Source organism: Streptomyces sp. NPDC053755 (assembly GCF_040677675.1).
GTDB lineage: Bacteria > Actinomycetota > Actinomycetes > Streptomycetales > Streptomycetaceae > Streptomyces.
Genome location: NZ_JBFASK010000060.1, coordinates 1 through 23,091, shown reverse-complemented (window position 1 = coordinate 23,091; position 23,091 = coordinate 1). Strand labels below are relative to the sequence as shown.

General features: G+C 72.4%; 22 protein-coding genes and 1 riboswitch. Of the genes, 17 read left to right on the top strand and 5 right to left on the bottom strand.

Features of this window, described 5'->3' with window-relative positions; all coding sequences use genetic code 11:
* Nucleotides 1-178 precede the first annotated feature (178 nt).
* On the bottom strand, nucleotides 179-2,527 hold the full coding sequence (locus AB0K65_RS31340) for a chitinase C-terminal domain-containing protein (RefSeq protein ID WP_365722511.1): 2,349 nt from the start codon (nucleotides 2,525-2,527) through the stop codon (nucleotides 179-181).
* Nucleotides 2,528-2,798: 271 nt separating this feature from the next.
* A riboswitch (FMN riboswitch) is annotated at nucleotides 2,799-2,929 on the top strand.
* Between the two features lie 175 nt (nucleotides 2,930-3,104).
* Here AB0K65_RS31340 and ribD point away from each other — a divergent pair.
* The 10 genes from ribD (at nucleotide 3,105) to AB0K65_RS31290 (ending at nucleotide 11,644) form a co-directional block, all read left to right on the top strand.
* Entirely contained in the window at nucleotides 3,105-4,193 is a 1,089-nt protein-coding gene (gene ribD / locus AB0K65_RS31335) for a bifunctional diaminohydroxyphosphoribosylaminopyrimidine deaminase/5-amino-6-(5-phosphoribosylamino)uracil reductase RibD (protein ID WP_365722509.1), read from the top strand.
* 2 nt (nucleotides 4,194-4,195) lie between these two features.
* Nucleotides 4,196-4,804 (top strand): riboflavin synthase, encoded by a 609-nt coding sequence (locus AB0K65_RS31330; RefSeq protein WP_365722507.1) that lies wholly within the window; start codon nucleotides 4,196-4,198, stop codon nucleotides 4,802-4,804.
* A 44-nt stretch (nucleotides 4,805-4,848) separates the two neighbouring features.
* Entirely contained in the window at nucleotides 4,849-5,439 is a 591-nt protein-coding gene (locus AB0K65_RS31325; RefSeq protein WP_365722513.1) for a nicotinamide mononucleotide transporter family protein, read from the top strand.
* Nucleotides 5,436-6,713 (top strand): bifunctional 3,4-dihydroxy-2-butanone-4-phosphate synthase/GTP cyclohydrolase II, encoded by a 1,278-nt coding sequence (locus tag AB0K65_RS31320; protein WP_365722505.1) that lies wholly within the window; start codon nucleotides 5,436-5,438, stop codon nucleotides 6,711-6,713. Before AB0K65_RS31325 ends, AB0K65_RS31320 begins: the two co-directional genes overlap by 4 nt.
* A gap of 75 nt (nucleotides 6,714-6,788) precedes the next feature.
* Nucleotides 6,789-7,274 (top strand): 6,7-dimethyl-8-ribityllumazine synthase, encoded by a 486-nt coding sequence (gene ribH, locus AB0K65_RS31315; RefSeq protein WP_365722503.1) that lies wholly within the window; start codon nucleotides 6,789-6,791, stop codon nucleotides 7,272-7,274.
* A 35-nt stretch (nucleotides 7,275-7,309) separates the two neighbouring features.
* A complete protein-coding gene (locus AB0K65_RS31310; RefSeq protein ID WP_053643769.1) occupies nucleotides 7,310-7,582 on the top strand; it encodes a phosphoribosyl-ATP diphosphatase in 273 nt (90 codons plus the stop codon).
* Nucleotides 7,583-7,657: 75 nt separating this feature from the next.
* A complete protein-coding gene (gene hisG, locus AB0K65_RS31305; protein ID WP_365722501.1) occupies nucleotides 7,658-8,506 on the top strand; it encodes an ATP phosphoribosyltransferase in 849 nt (282 codons plus the stop codon).
* A gap of 47 nt (nucleotides 8,507-8,553) precedes the next feature.
* Nucleotides 8,554-9,006 (top strand): PH domain-containing protein, encoded by a 453-nt coding sequence (locus AB0K65_RS31300; protein WP_365722499.1) that lies wholly within the window; start codon nucleotides 8,554-8,556, stop codon nucleotides 9,004-9,006.
* A 209-nt stretch (nucleotides 9,007-9,215) separates the two neighbouring features.
* A complete protein-coding gene (locus AB0K65_RS31295; protein ID WP_365722497.1) occupies nucleotides 9,216-10,556 on the top strand; it encodes a hemolysin family protein in 1,341 nt (446 codons plus the stop codon).
* A complete protein-coding gene (locus AB0K65_RS31290) occupies nucleotides 10,553-11,644 on the top strand; it encodes a hemolysin family protein (RefSeq protein ID WP_365722495.1) in 1,092 nt (363 codons plus the stop codon). Before AB0K65_RS31295 ends, AB0K65_RS31290 begins: the two co-directional genes overlap by 4 nt.
* Before the next feature lie 95 nt (nucleotides 11,645-11,739).
* Here AB0K65_RS31290 and AB0K65_RS31285 read toward each other — a convergent pair whose 3' ends face one another.
* Together AB0K65_RS31285 and AB0K65_RS31280 are read right to left on the bottom strand one after the other, a co-directional pair.
* Complete coding sequence (locus AB0K65_RS31285) at nucleotides 11,740-13,641, bottom strand: AAA family ATPase (protein ID WP_365722493.1); 1,902 nt, start codon at nucleotides 13,639-13,641, stop codon at nucleotides 11,740-11,742.
* A gap of 364 nt (nucleotides 13,642-14,005) precedes the next feature.
* Nucleotides 14,006-14,632 (bottom strand): hypothetical protein, encoded by a 627-nt coding sequence (locus AB0K65_RS31280; protein WP_365722491.1) that lies wholly within the window; start codon nucleotides 14,630-14,632, stop codon nucleotides 14,006-14,008.
* A gap of 262 nt (nucleotides 14,633-14,894) precedes the next feature.
* On the opposite strand from AB0K65_RS31280, the gene AB0K65_RS31275 reads away from it, so the two are divergent.
* The 3 genes from AB0K65_RS31275 (at nucleotide 14,895) to AB0K65_RS31265 (ending at nucleotide 17,877) form a co-directional block, all read left to right on the top strand.
* Complete coding sequence (locus tag AB0K65_RS31275; RefSeq protein ID WP_365722489.1) at nucleotides 14,895-16,259, top strand: C39 family peptidase; 1,365 nt, start codon at nucleotides 14,895-14,897, stop codon at nucleotides 16,257-16,259.
* Nucleotides 16,260-16,332: 73 nt separating this feature from the next.
* Nucleotides 16,333-16,473 carry an SCO1431 family membrane protein gene (locus AB0K65_RS31270; protein WP_365722487.1) on the top strand — a complete coding sequence of 47 codons (141 nt, stop codon included), beginning with the start codon at nucleotides 16,333-16,335 and terminating at the stop codon, nucleotides 16,471-16,473.
* 231 nt (nucleotides 16,474-16,704) lie between these two features.
* On the top strand, nucleotides 16,705-17,877 hold the full coding sequence (locus AB0K65_RS31265) for an acyl-CoA dehydrogenase family protein (RefSeq protein WP_365722485.1): 1,173 nt from the start codon (nucleotides 16,705-16,707) through the stop codon (nucleotides 17,875-17,877).
* Here the strand turns inward: AB0K65_RS31265 and AB0K65_RS31260 are convergent.
* On the bottom strand, nucleotides 17,840-18,112 hold the full coding sequence (locus AB0K65_RS31260) for a hypothetical protein (RefSeq protein WP_365722483.1): 273 nt from the start codon (nucleotides 18,110-18,112) through the stop codon (nucleotides 17,840-17,842). The two genes, AB0K65_RS31265 and AB0K65_RS31260, sit on opposite strands and share 38 nt — an antisense overlap.
* Nucleotides 18,113-18,335: 223 nt before the next feature.
* A complete protein-coding gene (locus tag AB0K65_RS31255) occupies nucleotides 18,336-18,704 on the bottom strand; it encodes a hypothetical protein (RefSeq protein WP_365722481.1) in 369 nt (122 codons plus the stop codon).
* Nucleotides 18,705-18,929: 225 nt separating this feature from the next.
* On the opposite strand from AB0K65_RS31255, the gene AB0K65_RS31250 reads away from it, so the two are divergent.
* From AB0K65_RS31250 to fxsA, 4 genes are all read left to right on the top strand, one after another.
* On the top strand, nucleotides 18,930-19,370 hold the full coding sequence (locus AB0K65_RS31250; protein ID WP_024760806.1) for an Lrp/AsnC family transcriptional regulator: 441 nt from the start codon (nucleotides 18,930-18,932) through the stop codon (nucleotides 19,368-19,370).
* A 10-nt stretch (nucleotides 19,371-19,380) separates the two neighbouring features.
* On the top strand, nucleotides 19,381-21,003 hold the full coding sequence (locus AB0K65_RS31245) for an amidohydrolase (protein ID WP_365722479.1): 1,623 nt from the start codon (nucleotides 19,381-19,383) through the stop codon (nucleotides 21,001-21,003).
* A 553-nt stretch (nucleotides 21,004-21,556) separates the two neighbouring features.
* Nucleotides 21,557-22,336 carry a polyprenol monophosphomannose synthase gene (locus tag AB0K65_RS31240; RefSeq protein ID WP_365722477.1) on the top strand — a complete coding sequence of 260 codons (780 nt, stop codon included), beginning with the start codon at nucleotides 21,557-21,559 and terminating at the stop codon, nucleotides 22,334-22,336.
* A 47-nt stretch (nucleotides 22,337-22,383) separates the two neighbouring features.
* Nucleotides 22,384-22,980, top strand: a complete 597-nt coding sequence (fxsA, locus tag AB0K65_RS31235) for an FxsA family membrane protein (RefSeq protein ID WP_365722475.1) — start codon at nucleotides 22,384-22,386, stop codon at nucleotides 22,978-22,980.
* Nucleotides 22,981-23,091: the final 111 nt, after the last annotated feature.

Below are 23,091 nucleotides of genomic sequence, written 5' to 3'. Positions count from 1 at the left end.
ACCCGCACACGCGGGCCGCGGCGAAGGCCGGGGGAGGACCCGGCGGCGGCAAGGGCCGTGAATTCCGCCGCCGGGCGTTCGGGGGAGGCCGGTCCGGCCCGGAGGCCGGCGGCCGGGTGACCCGGTGAACCCGGGGCCCGGCCGACCGGCCGTGCGAGGGACGCGGTCGCTCGGGGACTCAGCAGGCGCCGAGGTCCTTCCACACGCCCCACTGGCCGGTCGAACCCGGCTCCTCGTTCTGGGTCCACCACTGGGCCTTCCAGGTGTGGCCCTTGTGCGCGACCTCGTTGCCCGCGTTGTAGACCGTGCCGGCCACGTACGCCGGGGCGGTGCAGGTGCCACCCGGGCTGGTCGGCGTCGGGGTGGGCGTCGGCGTCGGGTTCGTCGGGGTGGGCGTCGGCGTCGAGCCGCCCGGCTCCACCACCGTCGTGCCGCGCGCCAGGTCACCGGCGAGCGCGTACGTCGTGCCGCTGATGTTCACCGTCCAGTTGGACGGCGTGGAGACCGGCAGGTAGTAGTTGAAGGCCAGGTCCACGGAGGCGCCCGGAGCCAGCGACTGCCAGGCCGGAAGCTTCAGCGAGACCCGGTGGAAGTCGCCCTTGAGGCCGCCCACGTTGCTGCCCGTGTGGTCGCTGCTGATCACCTTGGTGCCGAAGCCGGACTGGTCGGAGGCGTTGCCCGGCGCGGCCGTCGCGTAGTCGAACTGGAACTCCGTGCCGCCCGGCAGCGCGGTGGCGGTGTTGTTGGTGATCTTGATCTTCGGAGTGATCGGGTAGTTGGAGTCGCCGAGCTTGAACTCGGTGAACTCCACGCCCACGTTCACGGCCTTCGTCGGCAGCGCGGTGTTCGACTTCTTGGCGCCGTAGGGGGTGGCCGCCTTGAACTTGTCGTACATCAGGGAGGTGAGCGTGTCGCCCATCTCGTACTGGCCCTTGCCGGCGTTCCAGTCGTAGTCGCCGGCCATCTCCCAGACCATCGTGCCGCCGATGCCCTTGCCGACGACGTAGTCGGCCTTGGCGGCCACCGACTGCTCGTCCTCGGTGGAGAGGAAGACCTTCTTCTGCGCGTTCCACAGCCACGGCGCGACCAGGGTCGAGTCGTACTTGCGGGCGTAGGTGCCGGTCAGGGTGGTGTTCGCCGGGAATCCGTACTGGGTGACGTAGTCGCCGACGATCCCCTTCTCCAGGTTCTTGGCGTGCCACATCGGGTTCGACCCGGCGGGCGACTCGACGCCGTTGGTGTCCTTGTCGTGCCACAGGTTGTCGATGCCGACGGCGCCGTCGCCGCACTTCGTCAGACCCGCTCCGGCCGGGCAGGTGGTCGCCGCCGCCTTGCCCCACAGGCCGTCCGTGCCGCCCTGCACGTTCTTGTGGCCGCGGGTGTAGTACGGCAGGCCGATGTTGATCCGGCCGGCCGGCATCGAGCCGCGGAAGTAGTGGTACGCCCAGTCGGTGTTGAGGTAGCCGATGCCGCCGTACTGCGAGGAGCCGTAGACGTTGGCCGCGGCCAGCTCGGCGTCCTTGCCGTCGTCGAAGAGCGAGGCGTTGGGGCCGACGTACTCGTTCCAGGCGCCGTGCAGGTCGTAGGACATGATGTTGACGTAGTCCAGGTACTTCTGGCTCTGGTACGTCTCCATGCCGCGCAGCAGATAGCCCGAGGAGGGCGCGGCGACGGTGAGCAGGTAGTGCTTGCCGTCCGCGGCGCCGGCGCGGTCGAGCTTCTCGCGCAGGGACTTCATCAGCGCGTCGTAGCCCTTGACCAGACCCGCGCGGCGGGCGTTGGAGAGCTGCCAGTCGAGCGGGTTGCCGGCGTCCTTCATCGTGGTCGGGTACTCGTAGTCGATGTCGACGCCGTTGAACCCGTACTTCTTGATGAAGGCGACGGCCGAGTCCGCGAAGGTGTTGATCCCGGCCTGGTTGACCGAGCCGTCGGCGTTCGTGGCCATCGAGTAGAAGCCGCCGGAGTTCACCCGGGTGCCGTTGTCGTCGAAGTAGCCGCCGGTCTCGGCCCAGCCGCCGACCGAGATCAGCGTCTTGACGTCCGGGTGCTGCTTCTTGAACTTGTTCAGCAGGTTGAAGTGGCCCTTGTAGGCGAAGCCCGGGTCCATCTCGGCGCCGGCGACACCGGGCCAGGTCATGCCGGTGGCCGCGTTGTTCGGCCCGTCCGTGCCGACGGAGAGCTTGTTGTCGGAACCGATGTGCCCGAAGGCGTAGTTGATGTGGGTGATCTTGTCCCACGGGATGTTGTTGGCCAGGTAGGCGGGCTGGCCGTTCTTGCCGGTGCGCCAGCCGGTGAAGTAGCCGATGACCCGGCGCTGGTGGTCCGCGCCCATCTTCTCGCGGCCCTCGGTGTCGTAGACCGAGCAGTAGGGGACGTCGACGCCGGGCGTCTTGTACAGCCCGTCGGGCCGACAGGACTCGTTGTCGGCGGCGTACGAGACGCCGCCGGAGAGCGAGCTGATCAGCAGTCCGGCGACGGCCGCGCCGGATGCGAGCAGCGAGGCTCTCGTCTTCGCGGGGGACAGCACGATCGGTTCCTCCTGGATGGGGAGCCACCACGCCCCCAGGGCGTAGGGGGAGTGGGGAACACAACGAACAAGGGGGTGGGTCGTGTTGGGCCCGTGGAGTGCGCACACCGGCGGGCGGTACCTCGGAGGTGACACGGAGATTAAGAGGACTAGACCAGTGCGTCAATAGGTCTGGACCAAAGTGGGGGAAGTGGGGGGTTTGTGAGCCACCCCACAGGACGTCACCCGCATGGCCGACAATGTCCATGGCACACTGGCCCTGTACCAGCAGCAGCGCACTCCGGGGTCGGTGTAATTCCGAACCGGCGGTTATAGTCCGCGACCCGTCCGCAGCCAGCGGCCGGTTGACCAGGTGAGATTCCTGGACCGACGGTGAAAGTCCGGATGGGAGGCAGTGCGCGGCGGGCGGCCCTTGGCGGGGTGCGTCGGCCGTATTCCGCTGGTCGTCGCAGCCGGTCCTCCGGCACTCGCGGCGGCCGGTGCGTGCGGCTCCGTGCCCCCTCGTCAGGCGTTGTTCCCGCTCTCTGTCGACATCGACAGGCCCCGGAGTCCGTGCCCGAAGAGGCAGGAGGACCCGGTGGCCACGCCAGCCGACGCGAACGCCATGCGCCGAGCCGTCCGGCTCGCCGCACGCGGACTCGGCTCCACCAGCCCCAACCCGGTCGTCGGCTGCGTCATCCTCGACGCCTCCGGACACCAGGTGGGCGAGGGTTTCCACCAGCGCGCCGGCGGACCGCACGCCGAGATCCACGCCCTGCGCCAGGCCGGTGTCCTCGCCCGCGGCGGCACCGCCTACGTCACCCTCGAACCCTGCAACCACACCGGCCGCACCGGTCCCTGCGCGCAGGCCCTCGTCGAGGCCGGGATCAGCCGGGTCGTGTACGCGGTCGGTGACCCGAACCCGCAGGCCACGGGCGGTGCGGACACCCTCGCGGCAGCGGGCGTGGACGTCTCCCGGGGCCTCCTGGAGGACGAGGCCGAAGCGGTCAACATCGCCTGGCTCACCTCCGTACGCCTCGGCCGTCCCTTCGTCCGGTGGAAGTACGCCGCCACCCTCGACGGCCGGATCGCCGCCGCCGACGGCAGCTCCCGCTGGATCACCTCCGCCGAGTCCCGCGCCGACGTCCACCGGCTGCGCGCCGAGGCCGACGCCGTCCTGGTCGGCTCCGGCACCGCCCGCGCCGACGACCCCCACCTGGCCGTACGGGGCGTCGAAGGGGCCGTCCAGCCGCTCCGGGTCGTCGTCGACACCGAGGCGAGTGCCGTGAAGCCCGGCGCCCGGGTCCTGGACGACGCGGCCCGCACCGTGATCGCCGTCGCCGAGGACGTCCTCCCCGAGGACACCGCCCACCTCCCGGAAGCGTGGCGGCTGCCCCGCGCGCCCGGCGGCGGACTCGACATCCCCGCCCTCCTCGCGACGCTCCACCGGCAGGGCGTCCGCTCCGTCCTTCTCGAAGGCGGCCCCACCCTCGCGGGCGCCTTCGTGGCCGCGGGAGCCGTCGACCAGGTCGTCGGCTATCTCGCCCCGGTCCTCCTCGGCGCGGGCCCCCACGCCCTCGCCGACGCCGGAATCAGCACCATCACCGACGCGTTGCGGCTCGATGTCACCGAGACCGTCCGTATCGGCCCCGACCTTCGTATCACCGCCACCCTCAAGGGAGCCTGAGCGTGTTCACCGGAATCGTCGAAGAACTGGGTGAGGTCACCGCCGTCGAGCAGCTGGAGGACGCCTCCCGCTTCCGCCTGCGCGGCCCCCTGGTCACGGAAGGCGCCAAGCACGGCGACTCCATCGCCGTCAACGGTGTCTGTCTCACGGTCGTCGAACACGGCGACGGGGAGTTCACCGCCGACGTGATGGCGGAGACGCTGAAGCGCTCCTCGCTCGGCGCCCTCGACGTCGGCTCCCGGGTCAACCTGGAGCGCCCGATGGCCGTCGGCGACCGCCTCGGCGGCCACATCGTCCAGGGCCACGTCGACGGCACCGGCACCATCCTGGACCGCACCCCGTCGGAGCACTGGGAGATCGTCAAGGTCGGCCTGCCCGCCCACCTCGCCCGCTACGTCGTCGAGAAGGGATCGATCACGGTCGACGGCGTCAGCCTCACGGTCGTCGAGGCCGGGAACGACTGGTTCACCATCAGCCTCATCCCCACCACCCTCGCCCTCACCACGCTCGGCCTCAAGCAGAGCGGCGCACCGGTGAACCTCGAGGTCGACGTCATCGCCAAGTACGTCGAGCGGCTGCTCGGCGCCGAAGGCAAGGAGAACGCGAAGTGAGCTGGCTCAACTCCGAGGCCTTCACCGCCTTCGGTCAGCACATCATGTGGTCCGACATGATCGGCAACACGATCGGTCTGATCGCGCTCGCCCTCGGCTGGCGACGCTCCATCCTCACCTGGCCCGCCCAGCTCCTCTCGGGCGTGGTCCTCGTCGGCGCGTACGCCTCCGCCCACCTCGGCGGCGGTGTCGGCAAGCAGCTCCTGGTCATCGGCGTCGCCGCCTGGGGCTGGTGGCAGTGGAACCGCGGCAGCCGGCAGGCCCAGGACGGCTCCATCGCCGTCCGCTTCGCCACCTGGAAGGAGCGCGGACTGCTCCTCGCCGGAGCCGTCCTCGGCACCCTCGCGGTCGGCGGACTCTTCACCCTCTACCCGTCGCTCTCCTGGAGCCCGTGGGCCGACGCGTACATCTTCGTCGGCACGCTCGTCGCGATGGTCGCCCAGGCCCGCGGCCTGGTCGAGTTCTGGTTCGCCTGGCTCCTCGTCGACCTGGTCGGCGTCCCCCTCGCCTTCAACAGCGGCCTGGCCTTCTCCGGCCTGGTCTACGTGATCTACTTCGCCCTCGTCATCTGGGGCATGCGCGACTGGTGGCTCCGGACGCGCACGGCTCCCGCTCTGGAAGGAGCCCTCTCATGAGCGCGCTGCCCCTGTGGGACGCCACCGCCCTCGCCCTCGACCCCGTCGAGCAGGCCATCCGCGACATCGCCGCCGGCCGGCCCGTCGTCGTCGTCGACGACGAGGACCGCGAGAACGAGGGCGACCTCGTCATCGCCGCCGAGAAGGCCACCCCCGAGATCGTCGCCTTCATGATGAGCGAGTGCCGGGGCCTGATCTGCGCCCCGATGGAGGACGAGGAGCTGGAGCGCCTCCGGCTCCCGCAGATGGTCGAGAACAACACCGAGTCGATGGGCACGGCCTTCACCGTCTCCGTCGACGCGTCCCCCGAGCACGGCGTCACCACCGGCATCTCCGCCGCCGACCGCGCCACCACCCTGCGCATGCTGGCGAGCGGCGCCTACGAGCCGTCCGACTTCGTCCGGCCCGGCCACATCTTCCCGCTGCGCGCCAAGCCCGGCGGCGTCCTCGTCCGCAACGGCCACACCGAGGCCGCCGTCGACCTCGCCCGGCTCGCGGGACTGCGCCCGGCCGGCGCCATCGTCGAGATCGCGGGCGAGGACGGCGTGATGCTGCGCCTGCCCGAGCTCGTGCCGTTCGCCCGCAAGCACGGCCTCACGATCATCTCGATCGAGGACCTCGTCGCCTACCGCCGCTCGGCCGAGCCGACGGTCCGCCGCGAGGCCGAGGTCCGGCTGCCCACCGCGCACGGCGACTTCACCGCGTACGGCTACCGCTCCACCGTCGACGGCGTCGAGCACGTCGCCCTCGTCCACGGTGAGATCGGCGACGGCGAGGACGTGCTCGTCCGGGTCCACTCCGAGTGCCTCACCGGCGACATCTTCCACTCGCTGCGCTGCGACTGCGGCCCGCAGCTGCAGGCGTCGATGGACCGTGTCACCGAGGCCGGCCGCGGCGTGGTCGTCTACCTCCGCGGCCACGAGGGACGCGGCATCGGCCTGCTCTCCAAGCTGCGCGCGTACGAGCTCCAGGAGCGCGGCCGCGACACCCTCGACGCCAACCTGGAACTGGGCCTGCCCGCCGACGCCCGCGACTACGCGGCAGGGGCGCAGATCCTCGTCGACCTCGGTGTCCGCAGCCTGCGGCTGATGACCAACAACCCCGAGAAGATCTCCGCCCTCACCCGGTACGGCCTGACGGTCGAGGGCCGCGAGCCCATGCCGGTCCAGGCGGGCGAGCACAACCTCCGCTACCTCCGCACGAAGCGGGACCGGATGGGGCACGACCTTCCCTGGCTGGACGGCGTCCCCGCCTCCACCTGCGCCAACCAGTGACCGGGCGCGCCACCCGGCGCGCCACCCCGGCAAGCACCAGGCACACCGAGCAACGAGCACCGAGCAAGGAGAGACATGAGCGGCAAGGGCGCACCCGTCCTCAGCGTGAAGAACTGCGGCGACCTGCGGGTCGCGGTCATCGCGGCGCAGTGGCACGAGAAGATCATGGACGGCCTCGTCGACGGCGCCCTGCGGGCCCTGCGCGAGCTGGGCATCGACGAGCCGACGCTGCTGCGCGTCCCCGGCAGCTTCGAACTGCCGGTGGTGGCGAAGGTCCTGGCCGGTCGCGGCTACGATGCCATCGTCGCCCTCGGCGTCGTCATCCGCGGCGGAACGCCGCACTTCGAGTACGTGTGCCAGGGCGTCACCCACGGCCTCACCCAGGTCTCGATCGACACCGGCGTACCCGTCGGCTTCGGCGTCCTGACCGTGGACAACGAAGAGCAGGCCCTGGACCGGGCCGGCCTCGAGGGCTCGAACGAGGACAAGGGCCACGAGGCCGTCACCGCCGCCGTCGCCACCGCGACCACGCTGCGCACGGTCAGCGAACCCTGGCGCTAAGTACGCGACCCTCACCCCGTACTCTTAGGACCATCATGGCGAACAAAACCTTCGAAGAGCTCTTCGCCGAGCTCAAGCTCAAGGCCGAGAACGGCGACCCTGCCACCTCCCGCACCGCGGAACTGGTGGACAAGGGTGTCCATGCCATCGGCAAGAAGGTCGTCGAGGAGGCCGCCGAGGTCTGGATGGCCGCCGAGTACGAGGGCAAGGAAGCCGCCGCCGAGGAGATCTCGCAGCTGCTGTACCACGTCCAGGTGATGATGGTCGCCCGCGGGATCTCGCTCGACGACGTCTACGCCCACCTCTGACGGTCCCGCCTCCGCCGGACCTCCGAGCGCACCGCCACACCCTCCCGAAACTCCCAGGCAAAGGAAGCCCACCCCATGCTGCGCATCGCCGTCCCCAACAAGGGTTCCCTCTCCGGACCTGCGTCGGAGATGCTCCATGAGGCCGGCTACCGCCAGCGCAAGGAGTCCAAGGAGCTCGTCGTCATCGACCCCGACAACGAGGTCGAGTTCTTCTACCTGCGGCCGAAGGACATCGCGATCTATGTCGCCTCCGGCAAGCTGGACATCGGCATCACCGGCCGGGACCTGCTGCTGGACTCCGGAGCAAGCGCGGAGGAGATCCTCCCGCTGAACTTCGGCCGCTCCACGTTCCGTTACGCCACCCGCCCGGGCACCGCGAAGGGCCCCGAGGACTTCGGCGGCATGACGATCGCCACCTCGTACGAGGGCATCGTCGCCAAGCACCTCGCCGACCAGGGCATCGACGCCTCCGTGGTCCACCTCGACGGCGCCGTGGAGACCGCGATCCAGCTGGGCGTCGCCCAGATCATCGCGGACGTCGTCGAGACCGGCACCAGCCTGCGCAACGCCGGCCTGGAGGTCATCGGCGAGCCGATCCTCAAGTCCGAGGCCGTCGTCATCCGGCGCAACGGCGCCGAGGCCGACCACCCGCAGGTGCAGCAGTTCCTGCGCCGCCTCCAGGGCGTCCTCGTCGCCCGCTCGTACGTGATGATGGACTACGACTGCCGCGCCGAGCACCTGGAGCAGGCGGTCGCCCTCACCCCCGGCCTGGAGTCGCCCACGATCTCCCCGCTGCACAACGAGGGCTGGGTCGCCGTCCGGGCCATGGTCCCGGCCAAGGAGGCGCAGCGGATCATGGACGACCTGTACGAACTGGGCGCCCGCGCCATCCTGACGACGGCCATCCACGCCTGCCGCCTCTGACGGCCGCGGCACACCCAGGCACCAGGCCAAGGCACGAAGGAAGCGCGATGTCCGACCCCGTGACGCCCTCCCTCCCGGTCACCTTCCGGCCGGGCCGCACCCGCGCGGTCCTGCTGACCGTGGGAGCGGTGATGTTCGCCGTCATCACCGCGGTCGCCCTGATGCTGGAGAAGCTCGGCCCGGGGGAGCGGGCCAGCTTCGTCTTCACCGCCGCGCTCTTCCTCGGCGTCCTCGCGCTGCTCAGCCGACCGAAGGTCGTCGCCGACGAGGAGGGCGTCACCGTCGTCAACATCACCCGGACGCGCCGGCTCGCCTGGGCCGAGATCCTGCGGGTCAACCTGCGGCCCGGCGACCCCTGGGTCTTCCTCGACCTGAGCGACGGCACCAGCATGCCGGCGCTCGGCATCCAGCCCGGCATCGCCAAGCAGCAGGCCATCCGCGACGCCCGCGCGCTGCGGGCCCTGGCCGACGCCCACGGCACCGGGCCGGAGACGGCCTGAGTCGCCCATACGGGGGCAGACCCCCTGCCCCACGTCCCTTCGGCGTGATTACTCTGGAGGCGGTGGTGCCGAGCGGCACCACCGCCTCGCACGTGCACGGCCGCCCACGGCGGCCGCGAGGCCACCCTGCGACCCGAGGAGTGACTCCCTCCAGCAATGGACGGATCGTCCGGTAGTACCCGCGCCGCCCTCTCCATGGAGACGGCGGCATGATCATCACGCTTCTGCTGCTCGCCGCAGCCTTCCTCCTGATCCTCGCCAACGGCTTCTTCGTGGCGGCCGAGTTCGGCCTCGTCACCGTGGAGCGCCCCGACGCCGAGCGGGCCGCGGCCGCCGGTGACCGACGCGCCCGCAGAGTCGTCAAGGCCCTGCGCGAGCTGTCCTTCCAGCTCTCCGGCACCCAGCTCGGCATCACCCTCACCTCGCTCGTCGTCGGCATGCTCGCCGAGCCCGCGCTCGCCCGGGTCCTCGACACCCCCCTGACCTGGACCGGACTGCCCGAAGGCGCCGTGTCCGGGATCTCGGTCGTGATCGGGATGCTGCTCGCCTCCGCCGTCCAGATGGTGGTCGGCGAGCTCGTGCCGAAGAACTGGGCGGTCTCGCGGCCGCTCCAGGTGGCCCGTTTCGTGGCCGGCCCGCAGCACCTCTTCTCGACCGCCTTCCGCCCGGTCATCTCCCTGCTCAACAGGGTCGCCAACCGGCTGGTCAGGCTGCTGGGGGTGGAGCCCACCGACGAGCTGGACTCCGTCCGCACCCCCGGCGAGCTGGTCTCGCTGGCCCGGCACTCCGCCCGCGCGGGCGCGCTGGAACAGGACACGGCCGACCTCTTCGTGCGGACCCTGACCCTGGGCGGGCTCACCGCCCAGCACGTCATGACCCCCCGAGTGAAGGTGAGCGCCCTCCAGTCGGACGCCACCGCGGCCGACGTCCTCAACCTCACCCGGGCCACCGGCCTCTCCCGCTTCCCGGTCTACCGCGAACGCATCGACGAGATCGTCGGCATGGTCCACCTCAAGGACGCGCTCGCCGTGCCACCTGACGAGCGCCTGCGCACCCCCGTGGGCAGGATCGTGGTCCCGGCGCTGCTCGTCCCGGAGACCCTGCCGGCGCAGCCCCTCCTGGAGCGTCTGCGACGCGAACAGCCGATCGCCGTCGTCGTCGACGAGTACGGCGGCACCGCCGGCGTCGTCACCCTGGAGGACATCGTGGAGGAGCTCGTCGGAGAGGTCCGCGACGAGCACGACACCGCCGCCGACGAGCGGCCCGAACTCGCCGCGGTCACCGCCGAGGACGGCCGGCCCGCCTGGGACGCCGACGGCTCCTGCCGGGTGCACACCCTGCACCGGATAGGCCTCGACGTGCCCGACGGCCCGTACGAGACGGTCGCCGGGCTCGTCGCCGACCTCCTGGGCCGGATCCCGGCGCCCGGCGACCGGGCCGAGCTGCCCGGGTGGCGGCTCTCCGTGCGGCAGGTGGACCGCTACCGGGCCGAGCGGGTACGGCTCGTGCGCACGGCCGATCTTCCGCTGGTCCCGGAGGCGGTCCGATGAGCCTGCTCCCCCTGCTGTTCGCCGTCCTTCTCGTGGTGGCCAACGGCTTCTTCGTCGGGGCCGAGTTCGCGCTCGTCTCCGTACGCCGCAGCCAGATCGAGCCGCTCGGCGGCAAGCGGGCCCGCCAGGTGCTCCACGGCCTGGAGAACCTGCCCCAGATGATGGCGGCGGCCCAGTTCGGCATCACCGTCTGCTCCCTGACCCTGGGTGCGGTCGCCGAACCGACCGTGGCACGGCTGCTCGAACCGGTCTTCCACGCCCTGCGGGTGCCGGAGGGCCTGATCCATCCGCTCGGGTACGTCCTGGCGCTGGCCGCGGTCGTCTTCCTCCACCTCGTCATCGGTGAGATGGTGCCGAAGAACCTCGCGATGGCGGCCCCGGAGCGGACGGCGCTCTGGCTCGCCCCCGCCCTGGTCGGCTTCGCCCGGCTCTGCCGTCCGGTGACCAGCGCGTTGGGCGCCTGCTCCCGCCTGGTCCTGCGTGCCTTCAAGGTGGAGCCCAAGGACGAGGTGGAGGCCGTCTTCACCCGTGTCCAGCTCGGCCGCCTGGTGGAGGACGCGGGGCAGGCCGGCCTGCTCGACCCGGCCGAGCAGGAGCGCCTGGAGGACGCCCTGGAACTGGGCAGCCGCCCGGTCACGGACGTGCTCATCGCCCCGGCGGCGCTGGTGACGGTCACCCCGGCCGTCACCCCGCGCGAGATCGAGGAGCTGACCGTCCGCACCGGCTACTCGCGCTTCCCGGTGTGCGCCGAGGGGCGCGGGACGTACATGGGCTTCGTGCACGTCAAGGACGTCCTGGACCTGGAGGAGCGCGAGCGGGCGGTGCCGCAGCACGTCTGGCGCCCGATGGCGACGGTCCGGGCCGAGCTGCCGCTCGACGACGCGCTGACCGTGATGCGGCGGGCGGCCACCCACCTCGCCCAGGTGGCCGACGGCTCGGGCCGGATCCTCGGTCTGGTCGCACTGGAGGACGTCCTGGAGACTCTCGTCGGCGAGGTCCGCGACCCGGCCCACCGCACCCCCGCGCCGACGGCACCCCGGGTGGCGGAACCTCGTCCGGAGCGCCCGGCGGGCGTCCTCACCGGCTGAACGCCGGGCGGACGTGCGGCCGGACGTGCGCCCGTCCGGCTCCAAGGGCACCGGCCGTCCGCCCTTCGTTCCGGGGTCCTCGGGCCCGCGGCCCGTCAGAGGGCCGGCGGCTCCTGGGAGCCCCTGGCCGACGGGCCGCGGCCCGAGAGGACCTCGCCGTACGCCTGCATCAGGTCGGCCAGGCGGAGCGTGGCCAGGTCCTCGCGGGTCGGGGTGCCCGGGTAGCCCGCCAGGCGGAGGTCGCGGTAGGCGCAGGACTTCTCGTACAGCGTCCGCAGGAAACGGCCGTTGCCCAGCTCGTCGATCCAGCCCTGGTCCACGACGTGGCCGCTGATCGACCGCAGCTCGTCCAGTGCCTCCTCGTCCCATCCGTCCCCGTTCGACGCCGCCAGGACCTCGCCGATCGCGGTGAGCTCCAGGGGGCGGTACGAGGGGAAGTCCACTCGGGTCGTGAAGCGCGAGGAGAGCCCCGGATTGGTGGCGAGCAGCCGGTCCATGCCCTCCGGGTATCCCGCCAGGATCACCACCAGGTGGTCGCGGTTGTCCTCGGCCCGCTTGAGGAGCACCTGGAGCGCCTCGTCGCCGTAGGCGTCGCCCTTGCTGTAGCCGGTGTTCGAGAGCGAGTAGGCCTCGTCGACGAAGAGGACCCCGCCCACGGCCGAGTCGATCAGCTCGTTCGCCTTCACCGCGGTCTGGCCGAGGAACTCGCCCACCAGATCGGCTCGTTGCGCCTCCACCAGGTGGTCACCGCCCAGGAGCCCCAGTGCGTAGAAGACCCGGCCCAGGATCCGGGCGACCGTGGTCTTCCCGGTGCCCGAGGGGCCGGAGAAGACAAAGTGACGTTTCGGCGGCTGCACGGGCAGGCCCTGTCCCGCTCGCAGCCGGGCCATCTCCAGCTGCGCCGACAGGGCCTTGACCTGCCGCTTCACCGGCTCCATCCCGACCATGCGCTCCAGCTCGGCGAGTGCCTCGGCGAGCAGGGCGGGGTCGGTGGGACTGGCGGGGAAGCGCGGGGGTGCCGGCTGGCGCGGAAGCGACGTCTTCTGCCGGATGCCGTGGGCGGGCTCGGGCGGGGCGGCCGGCGTCGCGGGCGGCGGGGTCTCCGTCCCCAGCCGCAGACCGTCGGCGCCCGGGCCGTCGGGATCGGCGGCCTGCGCGGCGTCCGCCGTGTCCTGGCCGAGTCCGCCGAGCGCGACCGAGGCGAGGCCGGAGGGATCCTCCGGGCCCTCGAAGCCGTCGTACTCCGCGATCGCGGCCAGCCGGGCGGCCGTGTCCATGAACGCCGGGTCGATGCGGTGCACGGCCCGGTAGAGGGGGAGGGCGGCGGCGCTGCGACCGGTGCCCTCGTGGGCCCTGGCCAGCCAGTAGCGCAGCTCCTTGCGCTGCGGCTGCTCGCTGCGGCAGCGCATCAGCGCCGCCGAGAGCAGGGGCTCGGCCTGGCCGAACATCTCCAGTCGGACCCGGGCCATCCCGCCGAAGAGTCCCGCCTCGATCCCGAGCAGCGGATCGTCCACCAGCGGTTCGGTGTGCCGGACCAGCTGATCCCAGTCCTTGACCAGGTAGGAGCGGCAGGCGTGCAGGAAGCGGACCTGGGGATCGGTGTCGACCGGCGGCAGCCCCGCGAGGGCCCGGTCCAGCTCCGGCACGTGGCGCCCGTCCAGCCAGTGCGAGGCGTGGGCGAGCAGCAGGTCGCGCGGTGTCTCCAGGACGGGCTGCACCCACCAGCCCAGCCAGTACCAGGAGTTCAGCGTCCGGCGGTGTCGGGCGCGCTGTTCGCCGAACCGGTCGCGGTTGCGGTACATCCGCAGCAGGGCGGTGGTGGTGTCCACGCGTAACGCGTGGAGCCCGAGCCAGCCGTCCGCCATGCCCGGATCGATCCGTACAGCGGTCCGGAACTCTTCCTCCGCCTGCGGATAGGCGCCCATCGTGTAGGCGTCGACTCCCCGCAGCCAGGCGAGCTCGGCAGGGGCCTGTCCGCCCCGCGTGCCGATGTCCATCGGGTCCCCCACAAAACGTGCCCCCGTTGCCGTCCCGGCGGGCGGTCGCCCGCCGGAAGCCGTACACAACCGCCTTCACGTGGACGGGATTTGACCGCACCGAGGGGCATCGTACCTGCGCAGAGGGTGCGCGACGAAGGAGAAGGACACGATCCGGCGGCGGTGACCCTCGGTGAGCACGAGGGCCCGAGGGGGGCCGGAGAAGGGGACGATCAGGGCAGAACGAAGCCCCCGATCACGGGGGAACAACCGGGGGCTTCGTGTCCGCGGCGGCTCCGAAAAGCCGCACATGGGAAACGTAAGACCTGTACGCCCCCTGGGTCAAGCCGAGTTGAGGCTCTCGCGGCGGTCGCCGTACGGCTGTTCAGCCCCCGGAACCGACGTGATCACTTTGCGTGACGATCCGGTTCGGGCCCGCTGTCACTGCGGGCCCAGGAAGCCACTCGTACCCCGCCGGACACTCACGTATCAGGTTGCGGGCGAAGGGGCGCGACGGGTCCTCGGTGAAATGGCGAGTCTCCGCCACGGTCCATCCGTCCCAGAACGCCGACTGGGCCGGTCCGTCCCGGTGCCGGCCCCGTGACCAGGACTCCTCGGCCCCCCGCTCCATCCACAGCACCGCGGCGAGCGCGGGCCGCAGCGCCCGCCGCCCCGCCCCGACGCCCTCGACGAGGACGACGGGCGACGGGGGCAGCTCGCGAGGAGGACCGAAGGTCCGCAGATTCCAGTCGTACGGGTGATACAGCGCGGTATCGCCCCGGGACAGGGGGAGGAGCACCTGGACGCGGAACCGCTCCGTCCAGGCGAACAGCTCCTCGTGGGTGGCGAGGTCGTCCAGATGCAGCACGGGCGCCGCCAGTCGCGCGGCGAGGCGGGCGGCGAAGGTCGACTTCCCGGATCCCGCGTGACCGTCGACCGCGACCAGGCGCACCGGCCCGCAGGACGGCGGCAGGTGCCGCAGCTCGTCGGCGGCGCGGTCGAGGGAGTCCATGGCGTCCAGCCTAGGGGGTGCCTCGCCGGGGTCCGATCGCGTCGCCACCTGCCGGGGCGTGCGGCGGGATCCGGGTCCCGGGCGCGCACCAGCGCAGGTCAGGACCTTGCCGCCGCCACCGGTCTCGACCAATATCGGTCCGCCGACGCGCGGCGAATCGCTGGCAGAAGCGCTCCGCGAACCGCGATAGTGGTCCCCGCATCGCCCGGACACGCGCATCCGTCCGTCCGCCCACGCCGTTCTCGACCGGGGGTCACCGCCCATGACCGAGCCCACCCCACGCAGAACCGTCCTCGCCGCGGCCCTGGCCGCCGCCGCGGGCACCGCCGTGGCCTCCGCCGCACCGGCGGGGGCCCTGGCCCGAGAGAGCCGGGCCGCGCGCCGCGCCGCCGCGCCCGCCTTCGTGGACAACCACTTCTGGACCTCGTACGCCGACTGGCGCGGCGGACGGGCCGCCGGCACCCGGGCCGTCGCCGGACGCCGCCCCGGTCTGGTGATCGCCGCCCCGGCCGGCCGCACCGACTACACCGACCCGCACACCGGATCCACCTCCACCTGGGAGTACGCGACCTGGACCTCTCCGGTCCACCTCTCCACCGTCCCCGCCACCGAGGTCATCGCCTCCTGGAACGCCGACACCCCGCCCGGGACCTGGATCCAGATCGAACTGCGCGGGGCCTACGACGACGCCACCGCCACGCCCTGGTTCGTGATGGGGCGCTGGGCCGCGGGGGACGGCGACATCCGGCGCACCTCGGTCGACGACCAGAGCGACGGCAAGGGTTCCGTCTGGACCGACACCTTCTCCGTCGACGACGCCGCGAGCGGGCTGCGGCTCGCCGCGTACCAGCTCCGGGTGACGCTCCACCGGACGCCCGGCACCGACCTCTCGCCCCTGGTGTGGCGGCTCGGCGCGATGGCCTCCGACATCCCGGACCGGTTCACCGTCCCCGCTTCCGTGCCCGCCCTCGCCCACGAGCTGGTCGTCCCGCGCTACTCCCAGACCATCCACGCCGGCCAGTACCCGGAGTACGACAACGGCGGCGAGGCGTGGTGCAGCCCCACCTCCTCCCAGATGATCGTCGAGTACTGGGGAAGGCGGCCGAGCGCGGAGGACCTGGCCTGGGTCGATCCGGCCTACGCCGACCCCCAGGTCTGCCACGCGGCCCGCTTCACCTTCGACCACCAGTACGACGGCTGCGGCAACTGGCCCTTCAACGCGGCCTACGCCGCCACCTATCCGGACATGAACGCCGTGGTCACCCGGCTGGGCTCGCTCACCGACCTGGAGACCCTGATCCGCGCGGGCATCCCGGCCGTCACGTCCCAGTCCTTCCTCAAGGAGGAGCTGACCGGAGCCGGCTACGGCACCGCCGGCCATCTGATGACCGTCATCGGCTTCACGGCGGAGGGCGACGTGATCGCCAACGACCCGGCGTCACCGGACAACGCCGCCGTGCGCCGCGTCTACCGGCGCCGGGAGTGGGAGAACATCTGGCTGCGTACCAAGCGGTACAACGCCGGCGGGAAAGTGGTCTCCGGCACAGGAGGGGTGTGCTACCTCTACTTCCCGGACCGGCCGACGCCCGCCCAGCGCACGGCTCTGGCGGCCGTCGGCGTCCGCTGACGCCGGATCGCGGTCCGGGGGGCGTGAGGAACGTCTCTACCCCCGGGCCGCCCTCGCTGGCACTGTGGTGGCCATGACCGCCACCACGCACCCCGCCGCCCGCGCCCGCACCGGCGGCCCCAAGGACGACGGCCCGAAGATCCTCGAGCACGTGCTCGGCTGGACCCTGGTCGTCGTCCTCGCCATGTTCGTGACCCGGATCGGCCTGCTGTGACCGCCACGCCCCCGCGCTCCTGACGCCCCCCTCGGCCTCCTCGTGGCGCCCGGCCCGGCGCGGTCGTGTGACCGCGACCCGCCGAACGGGCATACTCCCCCCGCCACGGGCGCCGGGCACCCCCTCGCGTGATCCGCGCGGGGGAGCATCGGCGCAGACCGACCGAGGCCGGCTGCCGCCCGAACCCCCGCGCGCGCCGCCGCTGCCCCCGACAGGGAGGAGTGCGCCGCCATGCCCGACCGCGCCCCGCAGACCGTGGACCGCCGGCTGCCCACCGAGGAGGCCCGGGAGCTGCTCACCCTGGTCCGCGACATCGCCGAGCGGGAGATCGCGCCCCACGCGGCCGAGGAGGAGGCCGTCGGCCGCTTCCCGCGCGAGCTCTTCTCGCTGCTCTCCACCTCCGGGCTCCTCGGCCTGCCCTACGGCTCCGAGGACGGCGGCGGCGACCAGCCCTACGCCGTCTACCTCCAGGTCCTCGAGGAGCTGGCCGCGGCCCGGCTCACCGTCGGCCTCGGCGTCAGCGTCCACACGCTGTCCTGCCACGCCCTCGCGGGCTTCGGAACCAGGGAGCAGCGGGCCGCCCATCTGCCCGCGATGCTCGGCGGCGGACTCCTCGGCGCGTACTGCCTCTCCGAACCGGCCTCCGGCTCCGACGCGGCCTCCCTGCGCACGAAGGCGGTCCGGGACGGCGACGACTGGGTGCTCACCGGCACGAAGGCGTGGATCACCCACGGCGGGATCGCCGACTTCTGCACGGTCATGGCGCGCACCGGCGCCGACGGGCCCAAGGGGATCACGGCGTTCCTCGTCCCGGGGGACGCCGAGGGGCTGAGCGCGGCCGCTCCTGAGCGCAAGATGGGCATGAAGGGCTCGCCCACCGCGCAGCTGCACTTCGACGGGGTGCGGATCCCCGACGCCCGCCGGATCGGCGAGGAGGGGCAGGGGTTCGCCATCGCCCTGTCGGCCCTGGACTCGGGCCGCCTCGGGATCGCGGCCTGTGCGGTCGGCCTCGCGCAGGCGGCGCTCGACGAGGCCGTCGCCTACGCCCGGGAACGCCGGCAGTTCGGCCGGCCGATCGCCGACTTCCAAGGCCTGCGTTTCCTGCTCGCGGACATGGCGACCCGGATCGAGGCGGGCCGGGCGCTGTACCTGGAGGCGGCGCGGCTGCGCGACGAGGGTCTGCCCTTCGGACGGCAGGCCGCCATGGCGAAGCTCTTCTGCACGGACGCGGCGATGGGGGTCACCACCGACGCCGTGCAGGTCCTCGGCGGCTACGGCTACACGGCGGACTTCCCGGTGGAGCGCTACATGCGCGAGGCGAAGATGCTCCAGATCGTCGAGGGCACCAATCAGATCCAGCGCATGGTCATCGCCCGTCACCTCGTCGGACCAGAGTCCCGCTGACGCCGCTCGCGCGCACCGTCCGGTCCACCCAGACCGGCGCCGCGGCCAGCCGGTTCCACTCCTGGTCGTTGCGGCCCGGAAGGGTGCGGCCGTGGCTGGCCCACTGGTGCAGCAGCGCCTTGTAGATGGGCGGGTCGGCGAGTTGCGGCGCCGGACGGGGAACCGATTCTTCAACGTGCGGCTCGATGAGCCGCCGTCGCCCGTAGCCGCTCGGAGCGGTGTACAGCGTGGTCATGACCGGCCCAACGCGCCCCGCCGGGCGGGGGACACCGCCGGAACGATGCGCGCGACAGTTCGAGGGCTACCCGCGGCTCCGCCCGGGGGCCGTGCCACTGGGCGTCGCGACGGCCGAGCGGGGCCGGACGCGTGAGGATCCGGCCCCTGGTGACATCCTGCGACGCACCGTCAACTCGCGCCCCTGTCAGGGGCTTGCCCTCGAAGACGCCGACGGGCGTGGCTCAGGCCGCGCGTCGCATGTTCGGCACCTTGAGGGGGCGCGAGCCCGGGCCGCCGACGTGCGAGAAGGGCTGCGTCCGCCAGTCGAGCCCCTGAGGCAGCGTCAGCAGGAGGGCGGTGTCCTGCTCCAGCACCTCGAGGGTCTCGTCGGCGGGACGCGCGTCGGACGCCGCGCGGCCGGTGCCGGGGCAGACCGTGAGGACGAACGGGTTCCACGGCGTCGGGCACAGCGCGTGCTCCGGCAGTACGTCCTCGTCCGCGAGCAGCGCGATCGGCTGCACGCAGTCCGGGCAGACGACCCGGTACATCTCGAAGGTGTCGTACGCGTCGAACTCGTCGGCCGCCTCGACCGAATCAACAGGCTCCTGCATGGAGAATCTCCCCCTTGGGTGGGTCGACCAAGTACGTGTGGCCTCGACCACAGCAAGCAATTCCCATACGGCCGACCGCATAATCGTGAGGACGGCTGTCGACCTTTCCGCAAACCTGTGGCGTTCGTCACATGCCCGTCGCAGGTGCCGCGTGGAAGGCCATAGCCGCTCAAACCGGCCGCCGCCGACTGTGCCGATGGGCTCGCGGGGCAATAGGTTGACCGCATGGAGGAGCTGGATCGTCAGATCGTCGAGTTGCTCGTCAAGGACGGGCGCATGAGCTACACCGACCTGGGCAAGGCCACGGGCCTGTCCACCTCGGCCGTGCATCAGCGCGTCCGGCGCCTGGAGCAGCGCGGGGTCATCCGCGGCTATGCCGCCGTCGTCGACCCGGAGGCCGTCGGGCTGCCCCTGACGGCGTTCATCTCGGTGAAGCCCTTCGATCCCAGCGCACCCGACGACACCCCGGACCGGCTCGCCGACATCCCGGAGATCGAGGCCTGCCACAGCGTCGCGGGGGAGGAGAACTACATCCTCAAGGTGCGCGTCGCCACGCCGCTGGAGCTGGAACACCTGCTCAGCCGCATCCGGTCGCAGGCCGGCGTCTCCAGCCGCACCACCGTCGTCCTGTCCACCCCGTACGAAGCCAGGCCGCCGCGTATCTAACCTGGTCACCATGACCGACAGCCTGAAGAACGAACACCGCACCGTGCTGCTGCGCGGGGGTGAGGTGCACAGTCCCGCCGACCCCTTCGCCACCGCCATGGTGGTGGAGCGCGGACACGTCGCCTGGGTGGGTTCCGAGGGCGCCGCCGACGCGTTCGCGACCGGCGTGGACGACGTGGTCGACCTCGAAGGCGCCCTCGTCACGCCCGCGTTCGTCGACGCGCACGTGCACACCACCGCCACCGGGCTCGCGCTGACCGGGCTCGACCTCTCCTCCGCCGGCTCGCTGGACGAGGCGGCGGAGCGCATCCGCGCGTACGCCTCCGCCCGCCCCGGCGACCGGATCCTGATCGGGCACGGCTGGGACGCCTCCCGCTGGCCCGAGCGCCGGGCACCGCGCCGGGACGAGCTGGACGCGCTCACCGGCGGGCGTCCGCTCTATCTCACCCGCGTCGACGTCCACTCGGCCGTCGTCACCACCGCGCTGCTCGACCTCGTCCCGGGCATCCGCGCCCGTGACGGCTTCCGTGACGCCGAGCCGCTGACCGGCGACGCCCACCACGCGGTCCGCGCCGCCGCCTATGCCGCGCTCTCGCCCCGGCAGCGCACCGAGGCCCAGCGGGCCGCCCGGGCCCATGCCGCCTCGCTCGGCATCGGCACCGTCCACGAGTGCGGCGGCCCGCGGATCTCCTCCGAGGACGACTTCACCGCCCTGCTCGACCTCGCCCGCGAGGAGCCCGGCCCCCGGATCGTCGGCTACTGGGCCGACCTCGACATCGAGCGGGCCCGCGCGCTCGGCGCCGTCGGCGCGGCCGGCGACCTGTTCGCCGACGGTTCGCTCGGCTCCCACACCGCCTGCCTCCACGAGCCGTACGCCGACGCCGACGCGCACACCGGCGTCGCCCACCTGGACGCGGCCGCCATCGCGGCCCATGTCGTCGCCTGCACCGAGGCGGGGCTCCAAGCCGGCTTCCACGCCATCGGCGACGCCGCCGTGACAGCCGTGGCCGACGGGGTGCGCGCCGCCTCGGAGAAGCTCGGCCTCGCCCGCGTCCGGGCCGCCCGGCACCGCGTCGAGCACGCCGAGATGCTGACGCCCGAGACGATCGCCGCCTTCGCCGAACTCGGCCTCACCGCCTCCGTGCAGCCCGCCTTCGACGCGGCCTGGGGCGGCGAGGAGGGGATGTACGCCGAACGCCTCGGCGCCGAGCGGGCCCGTACGCTCAACCCGTACGCCGCCCTCCTGCGCTCCGGGGTGCCGCTGGCCTTCGGCTCGGACAGCCCCGTCACCCCGCTCGACCCCTGGGGCACGGTCCGGGCCGCCGCCTTCCACCGCACCCCCGGCCACCGGATCTCCGTGCGCGCCGCCTTCGCCGCCCACACCCGGGGCGGCTGGCGGGCCGTCGGGCGGGACGACGCCGGCACGCTGGTGCCCGGCGCACCCGCCGACTACGCGGTCTGGCGCACCGGTGCGCTCGTGGTGCAGGCCCCCGACGACCGGGTGGCCCGCTGGTCGACCGACCCCCGCTCCGGCACCCCCGGCCTGCCCGATCTGACCCCCGGCCGTGAACTCCCCGTCTGCCTGCGCACGGTGGTCTCGGGGCAAACGGTCTACGAGCGGCCGAACGAGTGACATCGGGACATTTCGTACCGCCGATCGATGTTCCCGGCGTTCTGTCACGACCTGCGCCGCCTCCCCACTGACCAGGAGGTATCCCTCATCTCCGCAGGTCGCGCGAGTGTTGACAGCGAGCCGCCACCGGCCGGTAGGTTCGGCGAGTCCACCACAGGACGTCCGACCGGTTTCGAACCTCCACGCAGTCGTCGAACGCCGCTGGGTCAGGAGGTGGTGTGCCGCACCGGCGCACCAGCACCGCGAACCAGGTTCAGCGCCCGCGCCTCGGGGGCGAGGGAAGGTTTTTTCCGGCGGAGGGTGGGACCCGGGTGGGGCCCGGACGTTCAGTAGACAACGGCTTTCGGTCGACCCGCAGCCAGCGGGGACCAGGTCGGCCCGAAGGACGCCGGGCCCCGATCCGCAGCGCCGGGCGCGGGCGTCCCGGGCCTGTTTCCAGACGCTTTCCACGGCCTGTCGCGTGACGCTCCGCCCCTCTCCCGCCCCGCCGGCGCCGAGCCGCGCCCCGGGCTCGCTAAGGTGGGGGTTCGCGTATGTATCCGAAGGGGCAGCAGTGAACGACGGTGGCCAGAGGCGTTACGGCCCGCTCGGCAGAGCCTTGGTGATCATCCCGACCTACAACGAGGCGGAGAACGTCAAGCCCATCGTCTCGCGGGTACGGGAAGCCGTACCGGAGGCGCACATCCTCGTCGCCGACGACAACAGCCCCGACGGCACGGGCAAGTTCGCGGACGAACTCGCCGCCGAGGACGACCACGTCCACGTCCTGCACCGCAAGGGCAAGGAAGGGCTCGGCGCCGCCTACCTCGCCGGCTTCCGCTGGGGCATCGAGAACGGCTACGGCGTCCTCGTCGAGATGGACGCCGACGGCTCCCACCAGCCCGAGGAGCTGCCCCGGCTGCTGACCGCGCTCAAGGGCGCCGACCTGGTCCTGGGCTCCCGCTGGGTCCCCGGCGGCCGGATCGTGAACTGGCCCAAGTCCCGCGAGTTCATCTCGCGCGGCGGCAGCCTCTACTCCCGCGTCATGCTCGACGTGCCCATCCGCGACGTGACCGGCGGCTACCGCGCCTTCCGCAAAGAGACCCTGGAGGGCCTGGGCCTGCAGGACGTCGCCTCGGCCGGCTACTGCTTCCAGGTCGACCTGGCGCGCCGTGCCGTCGCCGCGGGCTTCCACGTCGTCGAGGTGCCCATCACCTTCGTGGAGCGCGAGGTCGGCGACTCCAAGATGAGCAAGGACATCCTCGTCGAGGCCCTGTGGCGGGTCACCGGCTGGGGTCTGACGGCCCGCGCGAACAAGGTCGGCAAGCTGCTCGGCCGCAAGTCCGCGCACTGATCCGTCCTTTACGACGTTCCTGCGGGGCGCCAGGCACACTGGGGACCATGACAACAGGCGCACCGCCCCCTCTCGCCCCCAAGCGCTCGCGCGCGCGTACGTTCCTGCCTCTGGCCCTCGCGCTCTGGCTGGTCCTGGAGATCTGGCTGCTGACGCTGGTGGCCGGCGCGGCCGGCGGGCTGACCGTGTTCGCCCTGCTGGCCGGCGGCGCCGTCCTCGGCGCCGTGGTGATCAAGCGGGCGGGCCGCCGCGCCTTCCGGAACCTCACGGAGACCTTCGAGCGGGCGCAGGCGGCGGCCCAGGCGGGCGGCGCGCCCACCGCGCAGGACCGCGTGGGCGCGGAGGACCGCAACGGCTTCCTGATGCTTGGCGGACTGCTGCTGATGCTGCCGGGGCTGATCTCCGACGTCGCCGGTCTGCTGCTCCTGCTGCCGCCCGTCCGCTCGATCCTGGGGCGGTACGCCGAGACGGCCGTGGAGCGCCGGATGAGCGCCGCGCGCGCGGGCGGCCTTCAGGACGCCTTCCAGCAGGCCCGTATCCACCGCCCGGACGGCAAGGTCGTCCCTGGCGAGGTCATCCGGGACGAAGCGCCGCAGGCCGGTCCTCGCGACCCCCGGGCCCCCCGCCCGCCACTGGCCCCCTGACCCTCGCTGCCCCGACGTGGCAACGCCGCCCCGACGTGGCAACGCCGCGGGGCCCGGTAGGGTTCCTCATCCTGCCGATCGCGATCCTCATCAGCCTCGCGGTCCTCCTCG

Excerpts from the sequence above, each read along its gene's own strand:
- AB0K65_RS31325 (WP_365722513.1), top strand. The coding sequence starts at position 4,849 with ATGTGGTCCGACATGATCGGCAACACGATCGGTCTGATCGCGCTCGCC.
- AB0K65_RS31320 (WP_365722505.1), top strand. The coding sequence starts at position 5,436 with ATGAGCGCGCTGCCCCTGTGGGACGCCACCGCCCTCGCCCTCGACCCC.
- ribH (WP_365722503.1), top strand. The coding sequence starts at position 6,789 with ATGAGCGGCAAGGGCGCACCCGTCCTCAGCGTGAAGAACTGCGGCGAC.
- AB0K65_RS31310 (WP_053643769.1), top strand. The coding sequence starts at position 7,310 with ATGGCGAACAAAACCTTCGAAGAGCTCTTCGCCGAGCTCAAGCTCAAG.
- hisG (WP_365722501.1), top strand. The coding sequence starts at position 7,658 with ATGCTGCGCATCGCCGTCCCCAACAAGGGTTCCCTCTCCGGACCTGCG.
- AB0K65_RS31300 (WP_365722499.1), top strand. The coding sequence starts at position 8,554 with ATGTCCGACCCCGTGACGCCCTCCCTCCCGGTCACCTTCCGGCCGGGC.
- AB0K65_RS31295 (WP_365722497.1), top strand. The coding sequence starts at position 9,216 with ATGATCATCACGCTTCTGCTGCTCGCCGCAGCCTTCCTCCTGATCCTC.
- AB0K65_RS31290 (WP_365722495.1), top strand. The coding sequence starts at position 10,553 with ATGAGCCTGCTCCCCCTGCTGTTCGCCGTCCTTCTCGTGGTGGCCAAC.
- AB0K65_RS31285 (WP_365722493.1), bottom strand. The coding sequence starts at position 13,641 with ATGGACATCGGCACGCGGGGCGGACAGGCCCCTGCCGAGCTCGCCTGG.
- AB0K65_RS31280 (WP_365722491.1), bottom strand. The coding sequence starts at position 14,632 with ATGGACTCCCTCGACCGCGCCGCCGACGAGCTGCGGCACCTGCCGCCG.
- AB0K65_RS31275 (WP_365722489.1), top strand. The coding sequence starts at position 14,895 with ATGACCGAGCCCACCCCACGCAGAACCGTCCTCGCCGCGGCCCTGGCC.
- AB0K65_RS31270 (WP_365722487.1), top strand. The coding sequence starts at position 16,333 with ATGACCGCCACCACGCACCCCGCCGCCCGCGCCCGCACCGGCGGCCCC.
- AB0K65_RS31265 (WP_365722485.1), top strand. The coding sequence starts at position 16,705 with ATGCCCGACCGCGCCCCGCAGACCGTGGACCGCCGGCTGCCCACCGAG.
- AB0K65_RS31260 (WP_365722483.1), bottom strand. The coding sequence starts at position 18,112 with ATGACCACGCTGTACACCGCTCCGAGCGGCTACGGGCGACGGCGGCTC.
- AB0K65_RS31255 (WP_365722481.1), bottom strand. The coding sequence starts at position 18,704 with ATGCAGGAGCCTGTTGATTCGGTCGAGGCGGCCGACGAGTTCGACGCG.
- AB0K65_RS31250 (WP_024760806.1), top strand. The coding sequence starts at position 18,930 with ATGGAGGAGCTGGATCGTCAGATCGTCGAGTTGCTCGTCAAGGACGGG.
- AB0K65_RS31245 (WP_365722479.1), top strand. The coding sequence starts at position 19,381 with ATGACCGACAGCCTGAAGAACGAACACCGCACCGTGCTGCTGCGCGGG.
- fxsA (WP_365722475.1), top strand. The coding sequence starts at position 22,384 with ATGACAACAGGCGCACCGCCCCCTCTCGCCCCCAAGCGCTCGCGCGCG.